Consider the following 24,230-nt stretch of genomic DNA (forward strand, 5'->3'; position numbering starts at 1 on the left):
AAAATTATGGGATCAAACACCCATAAATACCTGCCCTGCATACACAATATAACATCTTAAAAGCACTACGCCAACTAAAACCAAAAATGTATTTAAAACAATAATTCCTGGTTTATAAGCATGATTTTTAAGTGCAGTTAAATCAATAAGTATTGGCAATACTAAACCAGCACCAACAACGCCAACCCAAAACATTATCGCTAACGTATTTGTTGTGACAAGTGCATGTTTGATAAAATTCTCACCGCCATTTGATGATACAACTGCAAACAAAATGCCTATAAGCACTATCTCAAGCAAGATGGCAAATAAGTCAAGCTTTAAAAGCTTTGCAACTGAGTGTTTATCAACTTCAAAAAACCAAATGGCACACAATACTGAAGCGGCAACACCAGAGCTAAAACCTGAAACCAAAAACAATATTGGTAAAACACTATTATTCCAAAGAGCGATCTTGCCTACTGCACTAAGCAAAAATCCAGTATAAACACCAACTCCAATCGCCAAAACAAATAGTAAAATTTCAACAATTTTTAAAAGTCCCAATTTGCTTATACTATCTAAAAGCCCCTTAAATACACTTAATAAAGCATAGTCTTTAAATGCATATGCTGCATAAACAAATGCAAGTGGTGTATAAACTAAAAGCAACGCCACACCAATAGACATAACCGAAGTGAAATTATACTTTAACAAAATCCAATAAAAATCAAGTGGCTTACCAAGGTCAAAAACCAAAAGTGCAAGTCCGATACTAATCATAACTGGTGCTAAAAATGCTCCTGCTTTAAAACAACCATCTTCTACTCCACGCCATCTTTGTATAATCGCAACCATCATCGCACCAGCTGATAAACCAGCTAAAAATAGATAGATTGCAATTGGCCATGGCCAATAAATTTCGCTATATTGAGCCATGCTTCCCCACATATTATTCATCTGTTATCCTTTCTGTCATGTGGTGTTTGCATTTTACTCATTAGGCAAAAACTCATACTAAAGCAATACCTTGCTTTAGCCTGCCATCTTGAGTAAAGCCTACACCTTATCGTTTTAAGCTCTTTGCTTGAGCTTGTAAATTGCGTTTGAAATTTCAAACCCTGAAATTTCAACTTAAACTCAACCCTTAGTATTTGCTACCATTGCCAAAAGTGGCTTTGTGCCTAAATTCTCTTTTGGATAATAAACCTCTTTTGTTTTTAGTAATTTTGAAATTTCTGAGTTTTCGTCATTTGCATCACCAAAAACAAGAGCATCGGTAGGACAAACAGTCACGCAAGCTGGCTCTTCGCCACGTGCTAAGCGACTCTCATAGCAAAATGTGCATTTACCAATGTTTCCATCAGGCATAACAAACCTAGCATCATAAGGACAGGCTAGGATGCAGTATTTACAACTAACGCAAATTTTATCATCAAGCAATGTCACGCCATCAGCTGTTTTAAAACTAGCACCAGTAGGGCATACATCAACGCAAGGTGCATCTTCACACATAACGCAACTATGTCTTAAAAAATCCATCTTCATTTTTGGAAATTTTCCACTCATTTTTGTATGCACTTGCAATCTATAAAGCCCATTTGGCACATTATTTTCACTTCTGCACGCAACTGAGCAACCTTGGCAGCCGATACATAAATTTTCATCGTGAATCATCATATATTTTTTCATTTTACTCCCCTTACGCCTTAATTAACTCAACACCCACGTTTGTAACCATAGTCGCACACACTGGACCCTCTTCTGGATTTAAAAGCACACTTTGATTGGTTCCAACCATATGAATGCCCTTTAATCCCGGCGTAATGTGTCCAAATCCATGATATAAAAATAGTGTATCTTCTCTAATGCCTTCAGTAAGCATAATTTTTGCATTTTGCTGACCAAATTTATTTTTAACAATGACAGCATCGCCATCTTTTAAGCCACGTTTTTTAGCAGCATTTGGATGTATCCAAATCGGTGCCTCACTCATCATATCATTTAAAAACGGCACAGCTTGTGTGTGTCCATTTGTATGAATAGGTGTTTTGCCAGTCATTAAACAAAAATCATAACCATCATAAACATCCATACCATCTGTATTTAAACAGCCATATCCAGGGAATTGCTCTTCAACATGTGCTGAGAAAAGCTCTATCTTGCCACTTTTTGTTTTTAGCTTGACTTGTGAGTCCATTAGACCATTTTCACCGACAAGTGAAGCGGTTTGTGGAAATCTTTTTACAAATTTCTCGACTAAATCTTTTTCACGATAAAGTAGTCCTGGAACATCGTAACTAACAAAGCCATCTTTTTCAAGCTTAGCCAAAAACTCAACATTGCCCTTAGCCTGTCCCATTCTAAACTCTCTGATGTTATTCCACTTATAAAGCTCATCGATTTTTAAAATTCTAGCTAGTTCTCTAAATATCGTAGCCCCATCTTTTGTATCGCCAATAGGCTCAACTACTTTATTTCTAAGCATATATGCTGGTTTCATGCCTGATTTATCAGCTATGTTTTCATCACGCTCTAAATATGTGCTTTCAGGAAGTACCACATCAGCAAAGGTTGCCATATCATTTAGATAAATATCGCTAACTACGATAAAATCTAGTTTTTTCATAGCCTCTATTGTTTTTTGCGTTCCAGCAACGTTTATAAGGTGATTAAAGCGTATATTAAACCATCCTTTAATAGGATATGGTTTTTCGCTCAAAATCGCCTCAGGTATATCCATAAGCACCCCATGGCTTCTACCTATAAATTTATGAGCTCCATCTTCTCCAGCAAAATCAAGGCGTTGAGTTTTTGGCACTTTAAACTCTTTATCAGGGTTGCCAAGCTCATCGATTAAATTTTCACCAACGAGCTTATTGTATGTTTTTGCATTCTTACCTGCAAACAAACCACCCTTAACCTCCCAGTTGCCCATCATAGCATTAGCCGTCATGATGGCTCTAGTTCTCATATACTCAGCTTTTGCAGTTGTTGTTTTGTGTCCAAAGTCTATTATAACTCTTGGTGCTGCAGCCCAAATTTCATCAGCAATGCGTCTAACATCATCGGCTTTTATGCCAGTTATTGGCTCTTGCCACTCTGGAGTTGTATCTTTTGTCCTAGCTACAACCTCATCAAAACCAATTGTAAATTTCTCAATAAACGCCTTATCGTAAGTGCCATTTTTAATCCATGTATGAATAAGTGCTAAAACAAATGCCAAATCGGTGCCAGGCTTAACCGGTAGCCACTCATCAGCTTTAGCTGCTACAACGCTAAATCTAGGCTCAAGCACAAGCAATTTAGTGTCTTTTTTGGTAGCAAATTTTGCTAATTTTTTAGCGTCACCAATTACTATGCCTTCAAACAAATTATGTCCGAAATTTACTATATATTTTGCATTTCCAAAATCACGCTTAATGCCAGCCAAACCATACATATGTTCATTTACCATTTGATAAGTTATAGGACAGCATGAATAGTGTGAAAAGCAGTTTGGCGAACCATAGCTTGATGCAAAATTTGTCATAAATTTATGCGTTTGAGAGTTTTTACAGGTAAATACAAAGCTTTCTGGACCATATTTATCTTTAATCTCTTGCATTTTACTAGCAACCAAATTTAAAGCCTCGTCCCAGCTAGCTTCTCTCCATTTGCCCTCACCACGCTCTCCAACACGTATTAAAGGCTTAACAATTCTATTTGGGTCATAAAGTTGAGAGTGACCTGAACCACCTCTAGCACACACAGAAGTTTTGGTGCCACTTGCATTAGGATTACCTTGAATGAAAACATTTTTGCCATCCAACACACGTGCTTCAATCGGACATCTTGATGAGCACATTTCACAATAACTTCTAACCACCTCATCACTTGGCTTTAACTCAGCCGCACCAAGTTTAGCAATACTGCCCGGCAAAATACTCGAAGCAACAGCAGTAGTAGCAACCGTGGATTTTAAGAAATTTCGTCTTGATAAATCCATATCTTCTCCTTTATAAAGTATTTCATTTTGATAATTCTATAATCAATTGATAAATTTAAAGTAAAAATTTTCTTATACAATAATTTTACTTTAAATATTTAATAATATTATGCAAAAGATTATCAAAATCTTAATTTAAATCAATGAAATAGGAGTAAAAATGTATTATTATACGTTTAAAAAATTTTTAAGGAGATCAAATGCAAACATTTAAGTGGCTTGATGAAAATTTTAGTGGTGTCACAGTAGCTAAAATACACGAAATGGGTGGTGTAAAAGAGATACGTATAAATATAGAAGCTGGTGCGATGATGAAGGAGCATATGGCACCTGGTGCGATAATGGTGCAAGTTTTAAGAGGTGAGATAGATTTTGCAGTGGGTGAGAAAATTATTAGATTAAATGAGCTAGATATGATAACGCTTGATGCAAATGTAAAGCATTCACTAAAGGCATTAAAAAATAGTATAGTAAGACTGAGTCTGAGCAAAAATGACGATGTAAGCCGTGTATTTAATGTGCTAAAGTAGTATTTTTAATTTAATATTAAAATTTTAGATTAAATTTTAATATAATAAAACGCAACTATAAAACTTAAGTCATAGCAAAAGAATTTCAAAAATGGTGTTAAACCTAAAATATTTTAGCACCATTTTGTAAAACTATAAAGCATAAATTTGTCAAAATTTATAAGAAATTTTAGCAAATAGCAAAACAAAGTTGTAGTTAAAAATCTAATCAAACTTTTATAAATCAAAATAAACAAGCTATTAAGATGTTAAAATTTAATAAAATCAAAACACAAAATTTAAACTTTTGTCCCTTGTTGTATCAAATATATTTTAAAACCGCTTAAATTTTACCTTTTGTACAAAGCACTGTATAAAACTTTAACAAAACATTATAAATTTTTGCAATTTTAAAAAATTAATCCACCATCATCAAGTTCTTGCAGTAAATTTTGATCTATATTTTGTCTAGGCAACGGAGAATCTTGCGTATAGTACTCATCTTTGCCATCAAATTTTGCCTTATAAACACCATCTGGACGGATAAAATCCTTTCTCATGTTTGGATGTTGTTTTATGTAATCTTGTATAAATTTTTTAAATACAGGAGCCGCCGTCCTACCGCCTCCTTCTACTTTTTTCATGGGACTATTATCATCATTGCCATACCAAATAATAGCCTGTATCTCTGGCGTAAATCCGCAAAACCATGCGTCGATATTGTTGTTTGTTGTGCCGGTCTTACCAGCTATTTGCACCCCATGCACCTTAGCCGCTCTGCCGGTGCCATTTTCAACAACATTTTGCATTAAACTTACCATCAAATAGCTCTGCTCTGGCTTATTAACTTGGCGTCTTACACTCTCATACCTGATTAAATTATTATTTCTGTTTTGAACCGAACGTATTAATGACACACTTACAGTCTCGCCATCATTGGCAAACATCGAATAGTGTGTAGCAAAATCCAATAAAGATATTCCAAAACTTCCAAGTGCTATGGATAAATTTGGTGGAACACTTTCAAAGCCCATTTTTTCAAGCTCATCACGCACATAATTTAGTCCCAAATCATTTAATAAATTTACCGTTGCTAGGTTACGTGATTGAGTTAGAGCGGACTTTAATGTAATAAAGCCCTGAAAACCGCCACTGTAATTTTTAGGCGTCCATTCTTTGCCATTTCCCATATCAAAGCTCTTAGATATATCAGCCACTTGTGATACAACAGAATATCCACTGTTTAAAGCTATCTGATATATAAAGGGCTTAAAGCTAGATCCTGGCTGACGACGACTTTGAGTGGCACGATTGTAGCTACTTTTAGAGTAATCAACGCCACCAACAAGTGCCAAAACATCTCCTGTTTGAGGATGTGTGACAACCATGGCACCATTTAAAACAGCCGTGTTTGCATTTTTATCACGTTTTAAAATTTCATTATATCCATAGATTAATGCTTCATTGGCAATATTTTGCACCTGTAAATCAATCGTGCTATAAACCACATATCCACCCGTTTTAATGTCATCAAATTGCTTACTTAGCTCTTTAATAATCTCATCTACAACATACGGTGCTTTATTTTTGCTAAGAGTATCATCAAACACAACTGGCTCTTCAAGTATGCCCTTTCTATACTCATCTTCATTAATCCAGCCTATCATATACATACGCTCCAAAACACGGTTTGCACGACCCAAAGATAGATCAAGGTGCTTTGTCGGATCGTATGAGCTTGGAGCTTTTGGCAAGCCAACAAGCATTGCTATCTCTTTTAGGCTAAGTTCGTTTAAATTTTTACGAAAATAGCCCTGTGATGCTGTTTTAATACCGTAATATCCATGCCCAAAATAGACATGATTTAAATAACGCTCAATTATCTCTTCCTTGCTTAATTCTGTTTCAAGTTTAATAGAAAGCACTATCTCTTTTATTTTTCGCTCTATCTTTTTTTCACTTGATAGGGCTAAATTTTTAACAAGCTGTTGTGTCAAAGTAGAAGCACCCTCAACTAACTTTCCAGCCTTAATATCCTTAATAATCGCCCTTATAATAGCTTCATAATTCACACCGCTATGCTCAAAATACGCTGTATCTTCTATAGCAACCAATGCCTCAACTACGCGAACTGGTATCTCATCAAATGGCACATACAAGCGATTTTCTTCAAAAACATTTGCAATTAATTCGTTGTTTGAATCATATATCTGAGTTGTTAGTTTTGGTTTATAATCAATTATATTGTATGCATTAAATCTTACTTCATTATATACATATAAAAATCCAGCTCCCAAGCAAATAGCTACAAAAAATAAAAACATCAAAATATATCTCATAAAAATGCCTTTAAAATTCTCACATCAAGCCCCATTGCGTTTTGTGTTGTGCCTTGTTGTGAAATTATATATTTTTTATTAAATCCCTCTATCATCATCGCTCCAGCCTTGCCCATACATTCACCGCTTCTTATAAACTCTTTAATATCACTATCTTTAAATTCACTAAATCTAAATTTTGTTTCGCTCACACTAATTAACTCATAATCACCAATATATATCATCGCCGTTACTACACTTGCAGTATTATTGCTCTGCATTTTTATAAGCTTACGTGCATGATTTTCATCTCTTGCCTTGCCTAAAATTTTACCATCACAAACCACACAACTATCAGCAAACAAGACATTTTTATATTGATTGTGAGCTTTAAAAAATTGCTCTTTTTTTGATCTTACCACGTTTAATACATATTTGTTTGGTGCTTGATTTTTATCAATCATGCTTTCATCAAAATCAAAGCTAATTTGTTGAAAATCAATACCGCTATCTTGTAAAATTTTTGCCCTTGTTGCAGAAGAAGAAGCAAGAATTATCATTAAAATCCCCTATATGCAACACCAAGATAGATAGCAACCAAACTTATAATAAGGTTAAGTGGCGAAAAATACTTAACAATTACTAAAAGATTTTCATGGCACTGTATCAAATCGTCGTTTGCTATATATTTTTTTGCTTTGTAGTATGCATATGCCATATAAGACACATTAAAGGCTATAAATGTGCTTAGCGTGTATTTTGTAGCAAGTATTGCTTTTACCATAGGATCGGCTGATTTGATACTATCAGCCTCATTTACAAATGTTCCAGTCACAGCAATCAAAATCACGCAAATCACGAGCGTATATATAAAATCTCCAAGCGTTTTTACAAGTCTTTCATAATGCTCTTTACTCTCATCTTCTTGCATAAATCTTCTATAAATCATACTAAAACCAGCTTGAATGCCTATAAAAAATACGCAAGTTGTAATGTGTAAAAACGGCAAGAACTGCCCAAGTCTAGCAAATGCAATATTATAACCAACTTCCATTACGCTAGTTTTTCTTTTGCAAACTCTAGTGCTGCTTTTAAAGCATTTTCAATCTCGGCTACATTTTTGCCACCAGCTGTTGCAAAATCGTCCTTTCCGCCACCATTTCCACCTAAAATTTGTGCTACCATTTTTACCCACTCACCAGCCTTAATACTTGCATTTTTAACCCCAGCAGCAAGTGAAATTTTACCACCTTCATCCACTTGTATTAGCATTATTGCTGCACTTTCATGCTGATTTTTAAATCCATCAATCATAGTTTTTATATCGCCATTTTTGGTATTTGCTACGCAAATTTTAGTCGCTCCAACACTTGTAAAGTCTAAATTTTGAGAACTTGCAGCGTTTTTAACTCTCTCTTTTAAAGAGCGAATTTCATCTTTTAGTTTTGCAATTGCCGTAAGTGGTTCGACACTTTTTAACTCGGTTTTTATCTCATCAAGCTCTAAGCGTAAATTTTTAGCAAAATTTAATGCCGAAGCCGAGCAAATCGCCTCGATGCGACGCACACCAGCACTCACACCACTCTCTTTTACAATGAAAAATGAGCCAATTTCGTTGATATTTTTTACATGCGTTCCACCGCAAAGCTCCTTGCTAACATCACCAAAGCTTAGCACTCGCACATTCTCATCGTATTTTTCGCCAAAAAGTGCGATCGCACCGCTGTTTTTAGCATCATCGATACTCATTATCTCAGTCTTTGCTGCCGCTCCGTTTGCGATAGCGTTATTTACAAAGCTTTCGATTTTATCGAGTTCTTCGGCACTTACAGCTTTTGGATGAGAAAAGTCAAATCGTAGTTTCGTCGCTTCTACGCTTGATCCAGCCTGAGTTACGTGTGAGCCTAAAATTTTGCGAAGTGCTGCATGAAGCAAATGTGTAGCACTATGATGACGAGCGATCTCGCTTCGCTCATTGCTTACTTTTACGCTTACCACATCGCCTACTTTTAGCTCTTTATCTGTTTCAATAAATGATAAATTTAGCCCGTGAAATTTCTGTGTATCAAAAACATGTGCCACGCCCACGATCTCGCCGCTGTCGCCACACTGACCGCCACTCTCAGCATAAAATGGTGTCTTATCAAGCATCACCCAGCCACGCTCGTTTGCTTTTAGGCTTTGCGTTCTTTTATATTCGCTATCAAGCAAAGCTAAAATTTTACTTTTACTCTCTAAGCTTTCGTAGCCGATAAACTCATTCTCGCCGTATTCTTCTAAAAGCTCTTTAAAATCGCCCTTTGCACTCTTATCGCCACTACCTTTCCAAGCAGCCTTTGCACGAGCCTTTTGCTCTGCCATAAGCTCATCAAATCTAGCCTCGTCAACACGTAAATTTTTATCCCTTAGCATATCTGCCGTTAGATCAAGTGGAAAGCCATAAGTATCGTAAAGCTTAAACGCAACTTCGCCGCTAAAAATCTCTTTTGTATTTGCAAGTTCGGCATTAAATAGCTCCAAGCCGCTTGAAATCGTAGCAAAAAACCGCTCTTCTTCAAGGCGAATTTGCTCCTTGATTGTCTCTTTTTTATCGTTTAAATAGGTGTAGTGTGAGCCCATTTGAGCAACCACAACATCGACAAGCTTATGCATAAACGGCTCTTTTATGCCTAGCAAATATCCGTGGCGAACGGCACGGCGTAAAATTCTACGAAGCACATATCCGCGCCCCTCTTTATCAAATGTCGTGCCTTGTGCAAGTAAGAATGTGACCGAGCGAATATGATCGCTAATAACCCTATAACTTGCTCCACTTTCATACTCATATGCCTTACCACAAAGCTTAGCAACTGCATCGATATAAGGCATAAAAAGATCGCTATCGTAGTTGCTAAATTTACCCTGCATTATCGCACTAACTCTCTCAAGCCCCATTCCAGTATCAATACTTGGCTTTGGAAGCGGACTCATCGTGCCATCAGCTGAACGCTCATACTGCATAAATACAAGGTTCCAAATTTCAAGGAAGCGATCGCCGTCACCGCCCATATAGTCTTCATCACTCGTAAAATTCTCCGCCCCCTGATCGTAAAAAATCTCACTACACGGACCACAAGGACCAGTATCGCCCATCGCCCAGAAGTTGTCCTTATCGCCAAAGCGATAAATTCTCTCTTTAGCAATGTGTTTTTCCCAAATTTTAAACGCCTCATCATCATTTTCATGCACTGTCACATAAAGGCGATCTTTTGGAAGTTTTAAAATTTCCGTTACAAACTCCCACGCATACGCAATCGCGTCGGTTTTAAAATACTCGCCAAAGCTAAAATTTCCAAGCATTTCAAAAAATGTATGATGGCGTGCTGTATAGCCGACGTTATCAAGGTCGTTGTGCTTACCACCCGCTCTTATGCAGGTCTGACAGCTGGTGCGAATAGGTGGCGTTGGGCGTGGGACTTCGCCTGTAAAAATGCTTTTAAACGGCACCATCCCAGCGTTTGTAAAAAGAAGCGTTGCGTCGTTTGGCACAAGAGGAGCAGAAGCGATGACTTCGTGTCCTTTTGAAGCGAAAAACTCAAGATATGCTTTTCTGACATCTAAATTTTTATTTTGCATTATTTTTCCTAATAAATTTTAAAATTTTGGACTAGATTTTATCTAAAAATTAGTTTATAAAATATAAATTTATCAAAATCGCTCTAAAGCAATTTAAAAATCGTTAAATTATCGATGGTTTTTTTGACAAAACTTAACCAAGCATTTAACTATTTTTGCTATAAGTTTAAACGCATAAAACTATTTATAAAATTTTGCAAATTAATATAGTTTTGAGTAAATAAAAAATATAATATGAAAACTAGCAATTTATAAATTTTAAGGGCATTTCATGATAATAAAAATCGGTATTGTTGGATTTAATGAGATTGCAAAAAGACACTATAGCGAGATTAGACGCTCGAATAAATTTGAAATTTCAACTATATACGACGAAAATGAAAGTGGCATGTTTGGCAGAGCCGAGATAATAAATGATTTTAAAAAATTTATTCAAACAAACCCAGACGCCATATTAATATGCGTAACTCCAAATGAACTAATCAATGCCGTAAGCACCTGCATAAAACATACAAAACATATCATAATTGGCACAATTCTTCCAAAAAATACTAGCGATTTACGAGAGCTAAGATACATAGCCGATACACACAAAGCAACCTTAACGCCGTGTATTTGCGATAGATTTAATCCCGTTATAGACTCTCTTAATAAATCACTAAGCAAAGAAGATGAGATATACTCATGTGATATTTTTCATCAAATTCCAAAGCTAGGCGATGATATTTTAACAAAAATCAGCGTTTGTGATATAAGCGTCATGCGTTATTTGTTTGGAGAGACTACGCATGATTTTATTGCATATTTTACAAACATAACCAATCAAACATCAAGCGATAATGTAAATATACTTTACAAAACTAAAAATCATGTCTTAATAAACATATCAAACTCACTATGCGGAGATACATCGCAATACCTAATCCGTGTAAATGCGAAATCAGGAGTGTATTTTGCCGACATAATAAATCAAAAATTACATCAAATCAACGAAAATGGACAAATTAATCTAAAAGTAAATAACAAAGACACACAACTACAAGTGATGTATGATAAATTTTATGATTATTTTTCAGGAAACAACAACGAACTTGTTAAATTTGATGAGATAATAAACATCAAGGAGCTTTTTGAAAAATGAAATTACTGCTTTTGCTTAACATGGGTGGTCCAAGAAATGAAGACGAGATTGAAGTTTTTTTAAAAAATATGTTTAACGATCCTGCTATCTTAAGTGTAAAAAGCGTGTTTTTACGTAAAATTTTAGCTAATTTAATAACCCAAATGAGACTAAAAACAGCCAAGCAAAATTATGCACAAATAGGCGGAAAATCTCCGATTTGCGAAATTACTCAGCGATTATGTGATAAAATAAATAAACTTCAAAACAGATATATAGCTGATTATGCCATGAATTACACTCCGCCATTTTGTCAAGATGTGCTAAAAAAATATGATAATCTAGATGAGATTATCTTAGTGCCGCTATATCCGCATCACTCAATCACAACAGTTGCTTCTAGCATAAATGAATTTAACAAAGCGTATAAAATGTTAAATTTAAATGCGAAAATTAAGATTATCCAGCCATTTTACGATAATAAAAATTTTAACAAAATCATAATTAATAGCATAAAAAACACAAATGCAAACATTAGCAAAACCACTCTAATACTCTCAGCTCATTCGCTCCCACAAAGCACAATAGACAAGGGCGATTTATACGAAAAACACGTAAATAATCAAGTGCAAATTTTAAAAACTTTTTTAACAAATGAAGGTATAAATTTTAAAGACGTAAAACTAGCATATCAATCACGACTTGGTCCTGTGAAGTGGTTAGAGCCAAGCTTAAGTGATGTTTTAAAAACACTAGATAATAAAAAAGCTCTAATTTATCCACTTTCCTTTTGTATTGATAACTCAGAAACAATTTTTGAATTACACAAAGAATACAAACATGTAGCCGATGAGCTAGGATATGAGTATTATGATGTAGTTTATTGCCCAAATGATAGCGATGAGTTTGCTGATTTTTTGTTAAGTTTGATAAAGGAATGATATTTGCTGTATCTAAAATAAAAGGATACAGCATGAAAATCTCACAAGCAACAAATCTAAGCAAAATTTCAAATACTAACCAAACATCAATAAATCAAAATTTTGATGAAATTTTAAAAAGTGAAATAAGATATGCAAAACTAGAAAATGACATGCAAGATAAAATCAAAGCATTTAAATCGTCTTTATCAAGCCTTGGTGCGTTTGGATATCTAAGTAGTCTGAATGAGCAAAAAATAGACGAAAAAATTGAGCAAAAACGAGTCTATTTAGAAGAAGTGCTAGGACTAAATCGCAATAAAACACAAGATGAAAAAGAGCAGATTTTAGCACTAATCTCAGACTTGCTTAGCGAGTACAAACACAAACTACAAGAGCAAACAAAGCAAAATAATACAATAAATGAAAAACAAAATGAGCTAAACAAAGTAGCAACATTTACAAATATAGCCAATTTGATTAGCAAACTATGATTTTGCAACAATACTAAATAGATTAAATAAATTTTACTAATCATTCAAAATTTTTATCTAGATTAAACTAATTAAAGGCAACAAATACACAAATTAAAAACAAAGACTAATAAATAGATATTTTGTCGATGATTATAAACATGCCACAATGCAAATTGTATAGATTAAATTTATTTTAAGTCTTATTTGCAAAGACCTAACCTAACAACACTTTTTCACTATCGTATCATACATAAATTTCATCCTTTTGCTACCTAAATACACTTTTTAAATAAAGTAAAAATTTGTCTTAACGATATAAATTTAGCTAGTTTGCGTTTTGTAAAATTTAAAACTTCTCAAGCCCCAAAGTGGCGATGGTAGCGACCAAAGCTAAGCAAAGCACTCTGAGAAACAAAATGCTTTTTTAAAACTCTTAGTTTATTTATGTAAATATATTTTATGAAATTTAGCTATTTTCGTAAATTTCAGCCCTAAAAAAATTGATTGTATTGTTATTTATGTTTAATAATCTGCTTGTTAAGGTGCATTTGTATCATATAAATAAGATTAAAATTTAATGAGTTTATGTTGAGCTTTAAATTACACAAAATTTTATAATCTATGACAAATGCCCAAATTATCTTGGGCATTCATGCCTATTCATCATCTTTAACGGCAAAGAAAGTATCTAAATGTATATTTTCAAAAGCAGCACGAAGCGAAGTAAAAAGCTTTGGGTTTTGGCTCTCAAGCTGCGCTAAAAGCTGTTTTGTTTCATGTCTGGCATGAGGCATTTTTACGTCAAATCTCATTGCCGGACAGGCTTCATCACCTATGACAAAAAGCTCATTTCTCACGGCATTTTCACGCAATGCTCTCTCTCGCACAAAAATAAATGGACGAATGACTTCTATACCATTTTTTGCAGTGTATTTTGGTGCAAGTGTTCGCAAAGCACCGTTATAAGTAAAGTTCATAAAAAAACTCTCTGCTGCGTCATCTAAATGATGAGCTATAGCTAATTTATTATAGCCATTATTTAGTGCGTAAGTATATAGATATCCGCGTCTCATACGACTAAAAAAGCTACAAAAACTTGAGTTTTTTCGTATCTTATCCTTTGAAATTTCAAATATCGAGCTATCTATAACCTCATGCTCTATGCCATGTTCGTTGCAAAATTTTGTCAAATACGCATAATCTTCACCCATACCATAGCTAAGCGTCACAGCTTTAAACTCAAATTTTTCAGGCGTGACATTTTGCATATGTTTTAACACAAATGCAAGTGCAAGACTATCCTTGCCACCACTAAGCCCTAGCAAAATTTTGTCTCCACCTTGAACCATCTTATATCTTGCATTTGTTCTACCGACTATACTTAAAAGCTTTTTGCTTAAATTTATCATATCTTTTTTACCATTTCTAGCACGAACTTAGCACTGATTTTTGCAGATTTATCCAAAAACTCATCAAAATCCATATCAGCACCGCCACTAGCCTCGTCGCTAATCGCTCTTAACATAAAAAATGGCACATTAAGCTGAGCACAAACCTGCCCTACACTAGCACCCTCCATCTCAACCGCATCAGCATTAAAGGTCGCTTTTATCCAGTCTTTTTTGTCTTGAGCACAAATAAACTGATCGCCACTTGCCACAACACCGCCGATTAAATTTATACTCTGCTCTTTTGCCACACTCATTGCTATTTGATTTAAAGCATTGTCGGTCTTGCAAAACACTTCAATCCCTGGCACATAGCCATGCGGATGCCCAAAAGCCGTGATATCTAAATCGTGCTGAGCAACTTTTGTTGCATAAATTATGTCACAAATATGCAAATTAGGATTTAAAGAACCAGCAACACCGCTAAATAGCAACTTCTCTGCTTTGAATTTCTCAATCATAACCGTTGCTGTTATGGCTGCATTTACCTTGCCGATTTTTGAATATGCAATAATTATATCTTTGCCGTGAAATTTTGCCTTATAAAATGTATTTGAAGCATAATCTATCTTTTCATACTCGCCTATTAACTCAAGCATAGGCGTGATTTCTTCTTGCATTGCTCCTAATATAGCTATCATTTTGCCTCCAAAATATTAACAACTTCATTAAGACTTGCCAAATCAGTTATGCTATACGTTGGCTTGTCAGTTATTTTTTTATTTATTCCACTTAAAGTCTTCGTCCCAAGTTCTATAAAACAATCCACATCATTTTCATACGCTTTTATGCTCTGCTTATAAAGCACGGCAGAAACTAACTGCGATTTTAAAACCTGCATTGCTTCTAATTTTGTCGTATAAGCTTTTGCTGTAGCATTTGAGATAACACATAAAAACTCATCATTTAAAATTTTATCCAGCTCAACACTCAAACGCTCACTTGCCGTAGTTAAAATCGGACAGTGAGACGCTACTGACATATCAAGAAGCATCGCCCTTTTTGCACCCTGTGCTTTAAATTCAGACTCCAAACTAGCAAGATCATCTCTTAATCCAGCCACAACTATTTGCCCATCACAATTATAATTTGCAGCATAAACTACTTTGCCATTATCTCTTGCGTCTTGACATATTTTTTCTACTATATCGTCGGCTAAATTTAACACAACCATCATTCCAGCACCCTTGCCATCACAAGCCTCTTGCATAAATTTACCTCGTAAATTTACAAGCCTAACAGCATGTCTATACTCAAATGCACCACTTACAGCAAGTGCTGAAAATTCGCCCAAAGAGTGTCCTAAACAAAATTTTGGCGAGATAGTTTGGATTTTATATTTAAGTGCCAAATAAGCCATTAGCGAGTTTAACACGATCGCTGGTTGTGTATATTCGCTGATTGATAATTTGTCATTTTGTGTAAAAAGCAGCTCTTTGAAATCTATATCAAGAAAACTACTAACCTCGTCTAAAAGAGAAGATGCAGTAGGGAAATTGTCATAAAATTCCCTACCCATACCTACACTTTGAGACCCCTGTCCTGCAAATACAAAAGCATATCTCATAGGCAAATCTTAGTGGTGTTTTCCGCAGCAACCGCCACCATTTTCGTGATGGGCTCCACCGCAGCACTCGTCCTCATCATCATGCGAATGCCCATGTCCGCCACATCCGCATCCGCCATCTCCGTGATGATGTCCATGGCCGCCACAACATCCACCACTGCCATGATCGTGTCCGCCACATCCGCATGAGTGAGCACCACCAACCATGCCAGTAGCCATCTCGTCTTCACTTGGTTCGCGAATTTCTAAAATTTCAACGCTAAAACCTAAATCTTTACCAGCATAAGGATGGTTAAAATCTATCATGACCTCGCTCTCACCAATAGCTTTAACCGTAACTCTGACACTACCACCATCCTCGCCCTGTCCAAAAAGCTCCATTCCTTCTCTAAGCTCAATACCAGCAAACTGCTCTTTTGGCAAGGATTGAACCGCTTGATTATCATACTCTCCGCAAGCCTCTGCCGCAGGTATAGTTATGCTTGTTCTATCACCAGCTTTTAGCTTTAAAAGCTCTTCTTCAAGCTTTGGAATGATATGTCCATGACCTGTTATAAACGAAATTCCGCCATTTGTCATATTTGACTCTAAAATTTCACCGCTTTTTGCATCTTTTAGTTCGTAAAACATAGTAATTACTTTATTACTCACTTTTTCTCCTTAGTTTAAATTTTAAACCCTAGATTATAGCAAAATAATCTTATAATAAAGCGGTATTTTATTATGTTTTTTATATATGATTAATTTAAGACAAATATAAAATTTGGTATCAAAAATAGGGTAAATTTTAAACATAATTGTATTATTTTAATAATAAAATGACCTTTATTAACAAAATACGGTTATTTGTATTATAAAATCTTAAAAAAACCAATGAAAGTATCAAATCAATTCATAAAAGATTATAAATACCAAAAACCTTGTATTTGATTAGATAAAAACACAAAAAATCAACAAAAAAACAAATTCAAATTTATTCGTTTGATTAAAAGCTTTTAGTTACGATTAGGTGAAGCTTGTGCTTCTTTAGAATCAGGATATCCAGCTTTTAGTGCTTTATAAAAACGATTCGCACTTGCCGTGTCGCCAATCTTATCAAAGCTTATAGCCGTATGATATAGTAGTTTTGGCAGATATGAGCCTTTATCATCTATCTCAATACTTTTTTGATAGTGCTTAATTGCACTTGCATACGATTTTTCTTTATATGCTATCTCGCCAAGATAGTAATTTGATGCGGCTGGTCTGCTGTTTTTCTTAACCAAATGCGAAAAATACTCTTTTGCTTCTGCGTTTTTATTAGCATTAAACAATTTAACAGCATCATTAAAAACTTCAGCATTATTTTTTTTATTTAAATCAATTTTTGAACTTGAGTTAGTTGGTTGTTTTGTAGTGGTGTTTTGCGTTGGCGTATTAGACTTCTTATCTATTAAGACACTTAAATCTTTTAATGTTTTTGTTATATTTTTATAATTCTTATCTTGTATAGCACGCGTTTCTTCAACATATGCCTTTAAAGATGATATTGAAGTTGTATTCTCACTAGTTTGTCCTCCAATCATAGCCTCTAAATCACCAACACGCTGCTCTAACCTAGCAAGTCTTTGACTGATGCCCTCTATCAGACTTTGTAATCCTTGCATCTGCTCATCAAATGTGTTTAAATTTGATTCTAAATTTGCAACATCGCGCTTATTTTTTAAAAGCTCTTTTTCACTTTCAGTTAGACCATATGGAGAATGCGTGTTTAGATTGCCAGCATCAAAAGCAGAAACCTGTGCTTGTAAGTTCAAAGCGGTCATGAGAGTCACAACCGCTAAAATTTTCTTATTTATCATATTGATTATGGAAGTACTTTAAACTCTACGCGTCTATTTTCAGCATCGCATGACTTAGACTTAGTAGTACAAACTGGGCTGCTCTCACCATAGCTAACTACTGCTATTCTGTCTTCGCTAACTCCATTTCTTACTAGAGCATCTTTTACGCTTTTAGCACGCTTTAAGCCCAAAGCATAGTTATACTCATCTGTTCCCCACTCATCGCAATTTCCCTCTACTTTTATAGATAGAGTGTTAGCACCATGCTGATTAAACAATGAAGCATTTTGACTTACTTTGCCTTGCTCTGAAGCTTTTACGTTAAATTTATCAAAATCAAAATATACATTTTGAACTTGACCCTGGATACTAGCGATTAAAGCAGCTAGTCTATCTGCATCACTCATTGAGTCGTGCTGATGCATGTTTGCATCAGATGCATTTGCATTCATATCCACTTCAGGAGTTTTTTTAGAGCAACCGCTCAACACCAAACCAGCTATCGCTACGCTTGTTAATAGTACTTTTTTCATACTTTGCCTTTCTTTGAAAAATTTCGGTGCAATTATATCACAAATTTTAAAATTATTACCAATCTATTGACTGAATTTTGCCAATTTTTAATGGAAATTGAAAACTTTTATTCTCGTTTAGTCTAATTATGCCAAGACTACTTTGTCCGCCCATTTGTTTTATATACACAACACTTTGACCATCGCTTGAAAATCTAGGGTAATTATTCTTGCCACTTGCTGTTAATTGACGAATAAAATCCGTTTTGGTTGATATCAGATAGATATTAAAACTATTACTTGGATCGTTTGAATTTTCACGACTTGAATAAACTATATAATTTTCAAAAGTACTTACTGAGTTATTATTTCGTCCATGAAACACCATCTGCTCAACTACTTTTGTATTTACATTTGCAGCAAAAACATTTGGATAGCCAAGCCTATCTGAGACAAACACCACTTTACTATCATTATCTACAAAATTTCCATTTACATCTATACCAACATAATCTGTTATCTGTGTTAGCGATTTGGTTTTTTGATTGTATATATAGATATCTGGCTGATCTTTTGGTGCCATAGTTAGCAAAATTTTATCTCCATCACTGCTAACATCAGATGCTATTAGCATACCATTTGTGTCAATTATTTTTACCTTTTGTCCATTTTGCAGGTTATATTTAAAAAGTGTTGGCTTATTGTTTATGTACGTAGTGTAATAAAATATCCTTTGCTCTTTATCTCCCCATTTTGGGAAAATATTAAGCCCACCTTTAATTATTGTTTTTTGATATGTTAAAGTATAATCAGCCACTGCTATCTCGCTCTCTTTAGCCGATGTGTATTTTGAAAATATTATGAAATTTTCCATCCAACCAACTGGAGGAAGACCTAGCTCATTTGTTAAATCAACTATACTTTTATGGGCTAAAAATGGGTATTTTTCACCAACCATACTGTAAATTTTCTCAAATTTAACAGCACCATTGCGTGCATCTATAAGTTTGGCTTTAAGATTTAAATTGTCTTTTTGTGAGCCTTCAAGTGCGTACCTATATATGAATTGGGTGCCGTTTGTACCAATATTTGTAGTTGCATCGCCCTCATAACTTGATACTTTTGTAGAGTCAATAATCTCAAAGTCCGAACTAACACTTAAATCACCAAGCATAATTTTAAAAAATTTCTCCTTGAAATTTTCATCATTAATCTGTGCTGTTGCATCCTGAAGCACTATTTTAGGCAATGCAACACCTTGATTTAACACTGATATAGTCGCATCGTTTGCAAATAATGCCAACATAAATGACAACAATAAAACTATCTTTTTCATTTTTTCTCCATTAAATTTTTCGTATTTTATCACTAAAAAGCAAACAAATAATTACTGTATCTCTAGTTTATCTTGCATAACTAAATTTAAAGATGTAATTTTGCCACTTGAAAATGGAAATTTCTCACGAGTAAGCAAATCAAGACACTCTTTTACTTTTTGATTAAACTCATTATCTCTTGAAAACTCAACCACTTCATAGCTAAAATTTCCATATCCGTCTATCTCAATCTTAACCTTTGCTATATTGTCTGAATTAGCCTTGTAACTTCGCCACTTTCGCTCAATCTGCTTGGTAATTGCACCCAAAAGTGGATCGTAAGTGCCTGATACTTGGGCTTTTGGTGCGGATGCCACTTTGTCTATCTTTAAATTTTTTACTATATCACTTGCTGCTGTGCTTGGTTTTTGTTGAGTTTTCTTATCACTTTGCTTATTACTTTGAACTTTTTGTGGTTCTGATTTTTTCTCATCTTTTAGTTTTGATGTGTCTATATCACTAAATAGATTTTTTAAATTTGGTTTTTCTGGCTCTTTTATAGGCTCAGAAAATAGCTCTTTAGTCACTTCAGGCTCTAGTGTTGGCTCAAGTTTTTCAATAGGCTTACTTTCAGACTCTTTTATGGGCTCTGGCTCATGCGAAGGTGTTGGCTTGTTTGTTGTTTGAATTTGCTCTTCTTGGTTTTCTTCTTTTATTTCAGGTTTTGACTCTTCTTTTTTTATAATCTCTTGTTTCATTTGTGGAGCTTTTATCTGGGTTGAAATTTCAGGCATATCAATTAAAATATCCATAAATGCATCTTTGTCATCAGTATAGCGTTTAGCTGGATCTGAAAATATGGCTAAATTTATAAAAATAATGCCAATTAAAACAACATATATGCAAATGGCTACCAAAAATGAGCTAATGGTTGGAAATTTTATCTTAGACATTTTATCCGTTTGTTTGTAAAGCCACTTTGCTAAAACCAACATTTTTAAGAGTTTTTAGCACAAACATTACATCATCGTATTTTAAATTTTTATCTGCTTTTATATAAATTGGCATATTTTTATCATATCCTGAAGCAATTAAAACAATATTGTCAGGAAATTCATCTAAGCTCATCTTGTGATTTTGTATGTTTATCTCACGCTTTTCATTTACTATTACAACCAAGTCTTTTTGCTGCGAAACTGATGCTTTTGTTTTAGAGCCTTCTGGTAGTGCAACGTCTTCTTGATATACAATTGTAGGCATCGTAACCATAAGTATAGCAAGAAGCACCAACATAATATCAACAAGCGGAGTTATATTTAACTCTGGGGCGTCATCATCAAATCTCAACGCCACTTTTAAAACTCATCTTTCATTGCTATTAATAAATCAGCTTGTCTTTGTAAAATTCCCATAAGTTCATATGCTTTGCGTTTAATCAACAAATTAAATGTATATGCAGGTATAGCCACAAAAATTCCAGCTCCCGTAGCAACTAATGCCTCCGAAATAGCTGGTGCTATGACGTTTAGTGAAGCACTTGAACCACTGCCCAACCCAGAAAATGTCTCAAGTATAGATATCACGGTGCCAAAAAGCCCAATAAATGGCGATGTAGAAGCAATGATACTTAGCCAAACAAGACCACTTGTAGCATTTTTTTCAGCCATACTTAGATAGATATTTAATTTCTCTTTACTAACATTTGAAATTGTGCATTTTTTAAAAACAGAGTCATTTGGGAGATTTTTAGCCCCCATTAATAATGACTCCAACGTACTTTGTTCTTTGCTCTGCTTTGCACTCAATCCAGCCATACGCGAAAAAAGTATGGTAAAACTAACCACTAAGTAAATAGAGAGCCACAATAGAACAAAAATCGTCACAAAACTACTTCTTGAAAAGTAGTTTAAAAATATATCAATACCAGCCACTTATTTTGTTCTCGCCATATTTTCCATTTTAGCGATAGTAGAAGCATACACATTTGTGTCACTGCTCATACTTGCTATTAATTCTTTAGCTTGCTCTAATGAACTAGCCAAATCACTTTGAGAATTTCCAGCTATATGAACCGCTCCATCTGCTAGTATCGTAACTTTACCTTCATCTATCTTTGCATAGCCCCAGTTTATAGCGACTATGTCATGATTTTTGTCTTTGTCTTCTATGTCAATAATCCCAGCTTGTAAAAGCGAGACTAGCGAGGCGTGGTTTGGAAGAACTCCAAACTCACCATCACTTCCAGGAAGCACAACACTACAAACATCATCAGCAAAGACTTGACCTTGCGGTGTTACTATCTCTAGATGTATTTTATCCATTTATACTTCCTTGATTAAGCTTTAAGTTTTTCAGCCTTGGCTACAGCCTCTTCGATACTTCCTACCATATAAAATGCTGCTTCTGGTAAGCTATCATATTTGCCTTCTAAAATTCCCTTAAATCCAGCTATGCTTTCTTCAAGTGTTACGTATTTACCAGGTGTGCCTGTGAAAACCTCTGCAACGAAGAACGGCTGAGATAGGAATCTTTCAATCTTTCTAGCTCTATCAACAGTAACCTTATCCTCTTCGCTAAGCTCGTCCATACCAAGAATTGCGATGATATCTTGAAGGTCTTTGTATTTTTGAAGAACTGCTTGAACGCCACGAGCAACTTTATAGTGATCTTCACCTAAAATTTGTGGATCTAACATTCTTGATGTTGAATCAAGTGGATCAACCGCAGGATAGATGCCCTTTTCCGCAATTGCACGGTTAAGAACCGTAGTTGCATCAAGGTGAGCAAAAACAGTCGCAGGAGCTGGGTCAGTAAGGTCGTCAGCTGGAACATAAACAGCTTGAACTGATGTAATAGAGCCTTTTTTGGTTGATGTAATACGCTCTTGGAATTTACCCATTTCACTAGCAAGTGTTGGCTGATAACCAACGGCTGATGGGATACGGCCAAGTAGGGCTGACATCTCTGAACCTGACTGAGAAAAACGAAAGATATTATCAATAAACATCAAAACATCAAGTCCCATCTCATCACGGAAATACTCAGCCATTGTAAGACCAGTTAAAGCAATACGGTTTCTTGCTCCTGGTGGCTCATTCATCTGACCATAGCATAGGGCAACTTTATCCAAGACATTAGACTCTTTCATCTCGTGATAAAGGTCGTTTCCTTCACGAGTTCTTTCACCAACACCAGCAAATACTGAATAACCGCTGTGTTTAAATGCAACGTTATGGATAAGCTCCATAATAACAACAGTCTTACCAACACCAGCACCACCAAATAAACCTACTTTACCACCCTTTGCATAAGGCGCAAGAAGATCAACTACCTTGATACCTGTTTCGAAAATTTCAGACTTTGTGCTTTGCTCTTCAAATGCTGGTGGATCACGATGAATAGACCAATGCTTATCAAATTCTACATTTTCTCCCTCGTCAGTTAAATCACCAATGACGTTAAAAATTCTACCCAAAACTTTCTCGCCAACAGGAACTTTAATCGGAGCACCCAACGCAGTAGCCACAAGACCGCGAGTAAGACCATCACTCATATCCATAGCAATAGTTCTTACGCGATTATCCCCCAAGTGTGCTGCAACTTCTAAAATCAATCTATTTTTATTGCCATCTACTTCAAAAAATACCTCAATGGCTTCGTTAATACTAGGAAGGTAGTCGTTAAAATCAACATCAACTACCGGACCCATAACTTGGCTAATTATACCCTTCATTCATACTCCTTTACTTCATCGATTCAACACCACTGATTATCTCAATAAGCTCAGTGGTAATAGATTCTTGTCTTGCCTTATTGTAAGCAAGATTTAGTTGTCTAACTCTTTCTTTCGCATTATTAGTAGCATTATCCATAGCCTGCATTCTAGCACTATGCTCAGCAGCTAAACTATCCACAAGCGAATAATACATACTATACTCGAAGTACTTTTTAAGCAACTCGTCAAGTATTGCATTGTTGTCATCTTCTGGCTCAAATTCCATTAAAGAATTTGTCTGAACTTCAACAAGCTCTGGTGGTTCAATAGGCACTACATCATTTATTTTTATTTCTTGAGAAATCATATTTTTATAGCCATTATGCACCAAAATAACACGATCTGTAACGCCATTGCTAAAATCATCAATTGCCTCTTTTATGACATCTTGTGCTTTTTCATAAGTCGGCGATGAGCTAACTCCGGTATAGCTTTTTAAAATCTCCATGCCTTGAAAATTAAAAAAGTCAATACCTTTTTTACCAACGGCTCTAAGGCGAATTTTTACATTTTTAGATTTAAGTTCTTCTATTAAAGCTTTTACATTTTTAATAGTCTGGACATTAAATCCCCCACAAAGCCCTTTATCAGCTGTCACAAATATAATATCAGCGGTATTTACTGTCTTATTAACATCAAAAAAGCCACTTTCATTTGCAACCGTTGCGTATTGATTTATCTTATACGCTATCTCTGATAAAACCTCATTGATCTTTAACGCATATACCCTTGATCTACGTGCTGCTTCTTCAGTTTTTCTTAACTTTGCAGTTGATACAAGCTTCATAGCACGAGTAGTCTTTTGTGTATTTTGAACGCTTTTGATCTTTCGTTTTATATCTTTTAAATTTGACATATTCTAGC

Annotated in this window: 24 protein-coding genes; 4 read left to right on the plus strand and 20 right to left on the minus strand. The window is 35.0% G+C overall.

Annotated elements, in window-relative coordinates; genetic code table 11:
- Positions 1-12 precede the first annotated feature (12 nt).
- From nrfD to phsA, 3 genes are all read right to left on the minus strand, one after another.
- Complete coding sequence (gene nrfD, locus LQU93_RS02275; RefSeq protein ID WP_229932273.1) at positions 13-939, minus strand: NrfD/PsrC family molybdoenzyme membrane anchor subunit; 927 nt, start codon at positions 937-939, stop codon at positions 13-15.
- 180 nt (positions 940-1,119) lie between these two features.
- The gene (locus tag LQU93_RS02280; protein ID WP_229932274.1) at positions 1,120-1,671 is read right to left on the minus strand and encodes a 4Fe-4S dicluster domain-containing protein; all 552 of its coding nucleotides are present in this window, start codon (positions 1,669-1,671) and stop codon (positions 1,120-1,122) included.
- Between the two features lie 10 nt (positions 1,672-1,681).
- Positions 1,682-3,967: a thiosulfate reductase PhsA gene (phsA, locus tag LQU93_RS02285; protein WP_229932275.1), complete on the minus strand. Its 2,286-nt coding sequence runs from the start codon at positions 3,965-3,967 to the stop codon at positions 1,682-1,684.
- Between the two features lie 200 nt (positions 3,968-4,167).
- On the opposite strand from phsA, the gene LQU93_RS02290 reads away from it, so the two are divergent.
- A complete protein-coding gene (locus LQU93_RS02290) occupies positions 4,168-4,497 on the plus strand; it encodes a cupin domain-containing protein (protein WP_229932276.1) in 330 nt (109 codons plus the stop codon).
- Positions 4,498-4,886: 389 nt separating this feature from the next.
- Here LQU93_RS02290 and LQU93_RS02295 read toward each other — a convergent pair whose 3' ends face one another.
- Genes LQU93_RS02295 through alaS form a run of 4 tightly spaced genes read right to left on the minus strand, consistent with a single transcriptional unit; the run spans position 4,887 to position 10,409 of the window.
- Positions 4,887-6,815, minus strand: a complete 1,929-nt coding sequence (locus LQU93_RS02295) for a transglycosylase domain-containing protein (RefSeq protein ID WP_229932277.1) — start codon at positions 6,813-6,815, stop codon at positions 4,887-4,889.
- Positions 6,812-7,354 (minus strand): septum formation inhibitor Maf, encoded by a 543-nt coding sequence (gene maf, locus LQU93_RS02300; protein ID WP_229932278.1) that lies wholly within the window; start codon positions 7,352-7,354, stop codon positions 6,812-6,814. Before maf ends, LQU93_RS02295 begins: the two co-directional genes overlap by 4 nt.
- Positions 7,354-7,848 carry a 3-isopropylmalate dehydratase gene (locus LQU93_RS02305; RefSeq protein ID WP_229932279.1) on the minus strand — a complete coding sequence of 165 codons (495 nt, stop codon included), beginning with the start codon at positions 7,846-7,848 and terminating at the stop codon, positions 7,354-7,356. The genes maf and LQU93_RS02305 overlap by 1 nt, the downstream gene beginning before the upstream one ends.
- Entirely contained in the window at positions 7,848-10,409 is a 2,562-nt protein-coding gene (gene alaS / locus LQU93_RS02310) for an alanine--tRNA ligase (RefSeq protein ID WP_229932280.1), read from the minus strand. Before alaS ends, LQU93_RS02305 begins: the two co-directional genes overlap by 1 nt.
- Positions 10,410-10,680: 271 nt before the next feature.
- On the opposite strand from alaS, the gene LQU93_RS02315 reads away from it, so the two are divergent.
- Genes LQU93_RS02315 through LQU93_RS02325 form a run of 3 tightly spaced genes read left to right on the plus strand, consistent with a single transcriptional unit; the run spans position 10,681 to position 12,943 of the window.
- The gene (locus LQU93_RS02315) at positions 10,681-11,550 is read left to right on the plus strand and encodes a Gfo/Idh/MocA family oxidoreductase (RefSeq protein WP_229932281.1); all 870 of its coding nucleotides are present in this window, start codon (positions 10,681-10,683) and stop codon (positions 11,548-11,550) included.
- Positions 11,547-12,470, plus strand: a complete 924-nt coding sequence (hemH, locus tag LQU93_RS02320; RefSeq protein ID WP_229932282.1) for a ferrochelatase — start codon at positions 11,547-11,549, stop codon at positions 12,468-12,470. Before LQU93_RS02315 ends, hemH begins: the two co-directional genes overlap by 4 nt.
- Before the next feature lie 32 nt (positions 12,471-12,502).
- Positions 12,503-12,943: a hypothetical protein gene (locus LQU93_RS02325; RefSeq protein ID WP_229932283.1), complete on the plus strand. Its 441-nt coding sequence runs from the start codon at positions 12,503-12,505 to the stop codon at positions 12,941-12,943.
- Between the two features lie 638 nt (positions 12,944-13,581).
- Here the strand turns inward: LQU93_RS02325 and LQU93_RS02330 are convergent.
- The 13 genes from LQU93_RS02330 to atpG all read right to left on the minus strand — a co-directional run bounded on the left by LQU93_RS02330 (position 13,582) and on the right by atpG (position 24,222).
- Complete coding sequence (locus LQU93_RS02330) at positions 13,582-14,334, minus strand: tRNA 2-thiocytidine biosynthesis TtcA family protein (RefSeq protein WP_229932284.1); 753 nt, start codon at positions 14,332-14,334, stop codon at positions 13,582-13,584.
- Entirely contained in the window at positions 14,331-15,014 is a 684-nt protein-coding gene (locus LQU93_RS02335; RefSeq protein WP_229932285.1) for a 5'-methylthioadenosine/adenosylhomocysteine nucleosidase, read from the minus strand. The genes LQU93_RS02330 and LQU93_RS02335 overlap by 4 nt, the downstream gene beginning before the upstream one ends.
- Complete coding sequence (gene fabD / locus LQU93_RS02340) at positions 15,011-15,940, minus strand: ACP S-malonyltransferase (RefSeq protein WP_229932286.1); 930 nt, start codon at positions 15,938-15,940, stop codon at positions 15,011-15,013. The genes LQU93_RS02335 and fabD overlap by 4 nt, the downstream gene beginning before the upstream one ends.
- Before the next feature lie 9 nt (positions 15,941-15,949).
- Positions 15,950-16,591: an FKBP-type peptidyl-prolyl cis-trans isomerase gene (locus tag LQU93_RS02345; RefSeq protein WP_268250040.1), complete on the minus strand. Its 642-nt coding sequence runs from the start codon at positions 16,589-16,591 to the stop codon at positions 15,950-15,952.
- Positions 16,592-16,935: 344 nt separating this feature from the next.
- Entirely contained in the window at positions 16,936-17,781 is an 846-nt protein-coding gene (locus LQU93_RS02350; protein ID WP_229932287.1) for a tetratricopeptide repeat protein, read from the minus strand.
- 5 nt (positions 17,782-17,786) lie between these two features.
- A complete protein-coding gene (locus LQU93_RS02355) occupies positions 17,787-18,296 on the minus strand; it encodes an OmpA family protein (RefSeq protein ID WP_229932288.1) in 510 nt (169 codons plus the stop codon).
- A gap of 55 nt (positions 18,297-18,351) precedes the next feature.
- Positions 18,352-19,611, minus strand: coding sequence for a Tol-Pal system protein TolB (gene tolB, locus LQU93_RS02360; RefSeq protein ID WP_229932289.1), 1,260 nt, complete (start codon positions 19,609-19,611; stop codon positions 18,352-18,354).
- A 51-nt stretch (positions 19,612-19,662) separates the two neighbouring features.
- Positions 19,663-20,544: a TonB C-terminal domain-containing protein gene (locus tag LQU93_RS02365; protein WP_229932290.1), complete on the minus strand. Its 882-nt coding sequence runs from the start codon at positions 20,542-20,544 to the stop codon at positions 19,663-19,665.
- A 1-nt stretch (position 20,545) separates the two neighbouring features.
- Positions 20,546-20,938: a biopolymer transporter ExbD gene (locus LQU93_RS02370; protein WP_229932291.1), complete on the minus strand. Its 393-nt coding sequence runs from the start codon at positions 20,936-20,938 to the stop codon at positions 20,546-20,548.
- A gap of 8 nt (positions 20,939-20,946) precedes the next feature.
- The gene (locus tag LQU93_RS02375) at positions 20,947-21,522 is read right to left on the minus strand and encodes a MotA/TolQ/ExbB proton channel family protein (RefSeq protein WP_229932292.1); all 576 of its coding nucleotides are present in this window, start codon (positions 21,520-21,522) and stop codon (positions 20,947-20,949) included.
- Complete coding sequence (atpC, locus tag LQU93_RS02380) at positions 21,523-21,912, minus strand: ATP synthase F1 subunit epsilon (protein WP_229932293.1); 390 nt, start codon at positions 21,910-21,912, stop codon at positions 21,523-21,525. It abuts the gene before it with no gap.
- A 14-nt stretch (positions 21,913-21,926) separates the two neighbouring features.
- Positions 21,927-23,324, minus strand: coding sequence for a F0F1 ATP synthase subunit beta (gene atpD / locus LQU93_RS02385; protein WP_229932294.1), 1,398 nt, complete (start codon positions 23,322-23,324; stop codon positions 21,927-21,929).
- Positions 23,325-23,334: 10 nt separating this feature from the next.
- A complete protein-coding gene (atpG, locus tag LQU93_RS02390) occupies positions 23,335-24,222 on the minus strand; it encodes an ATP synthase F1 subunit gamma (RefSeq protein ID WP_229932295.1) in 888 nt (295 codons plus the stop codon).
- Positions 24,223-24,230 lie beyond the last annotated feature (8 nt).

The sequence above is a fragment of the Campylobacter majalis genome, from assembly GCF_905120465.1.
GTDB lineage: Bacteria > Campylobacterota > Campylobacteria > Campylobacterales > Campylobacteraceae > Campylobacter_A > Campylobacter_A majalis.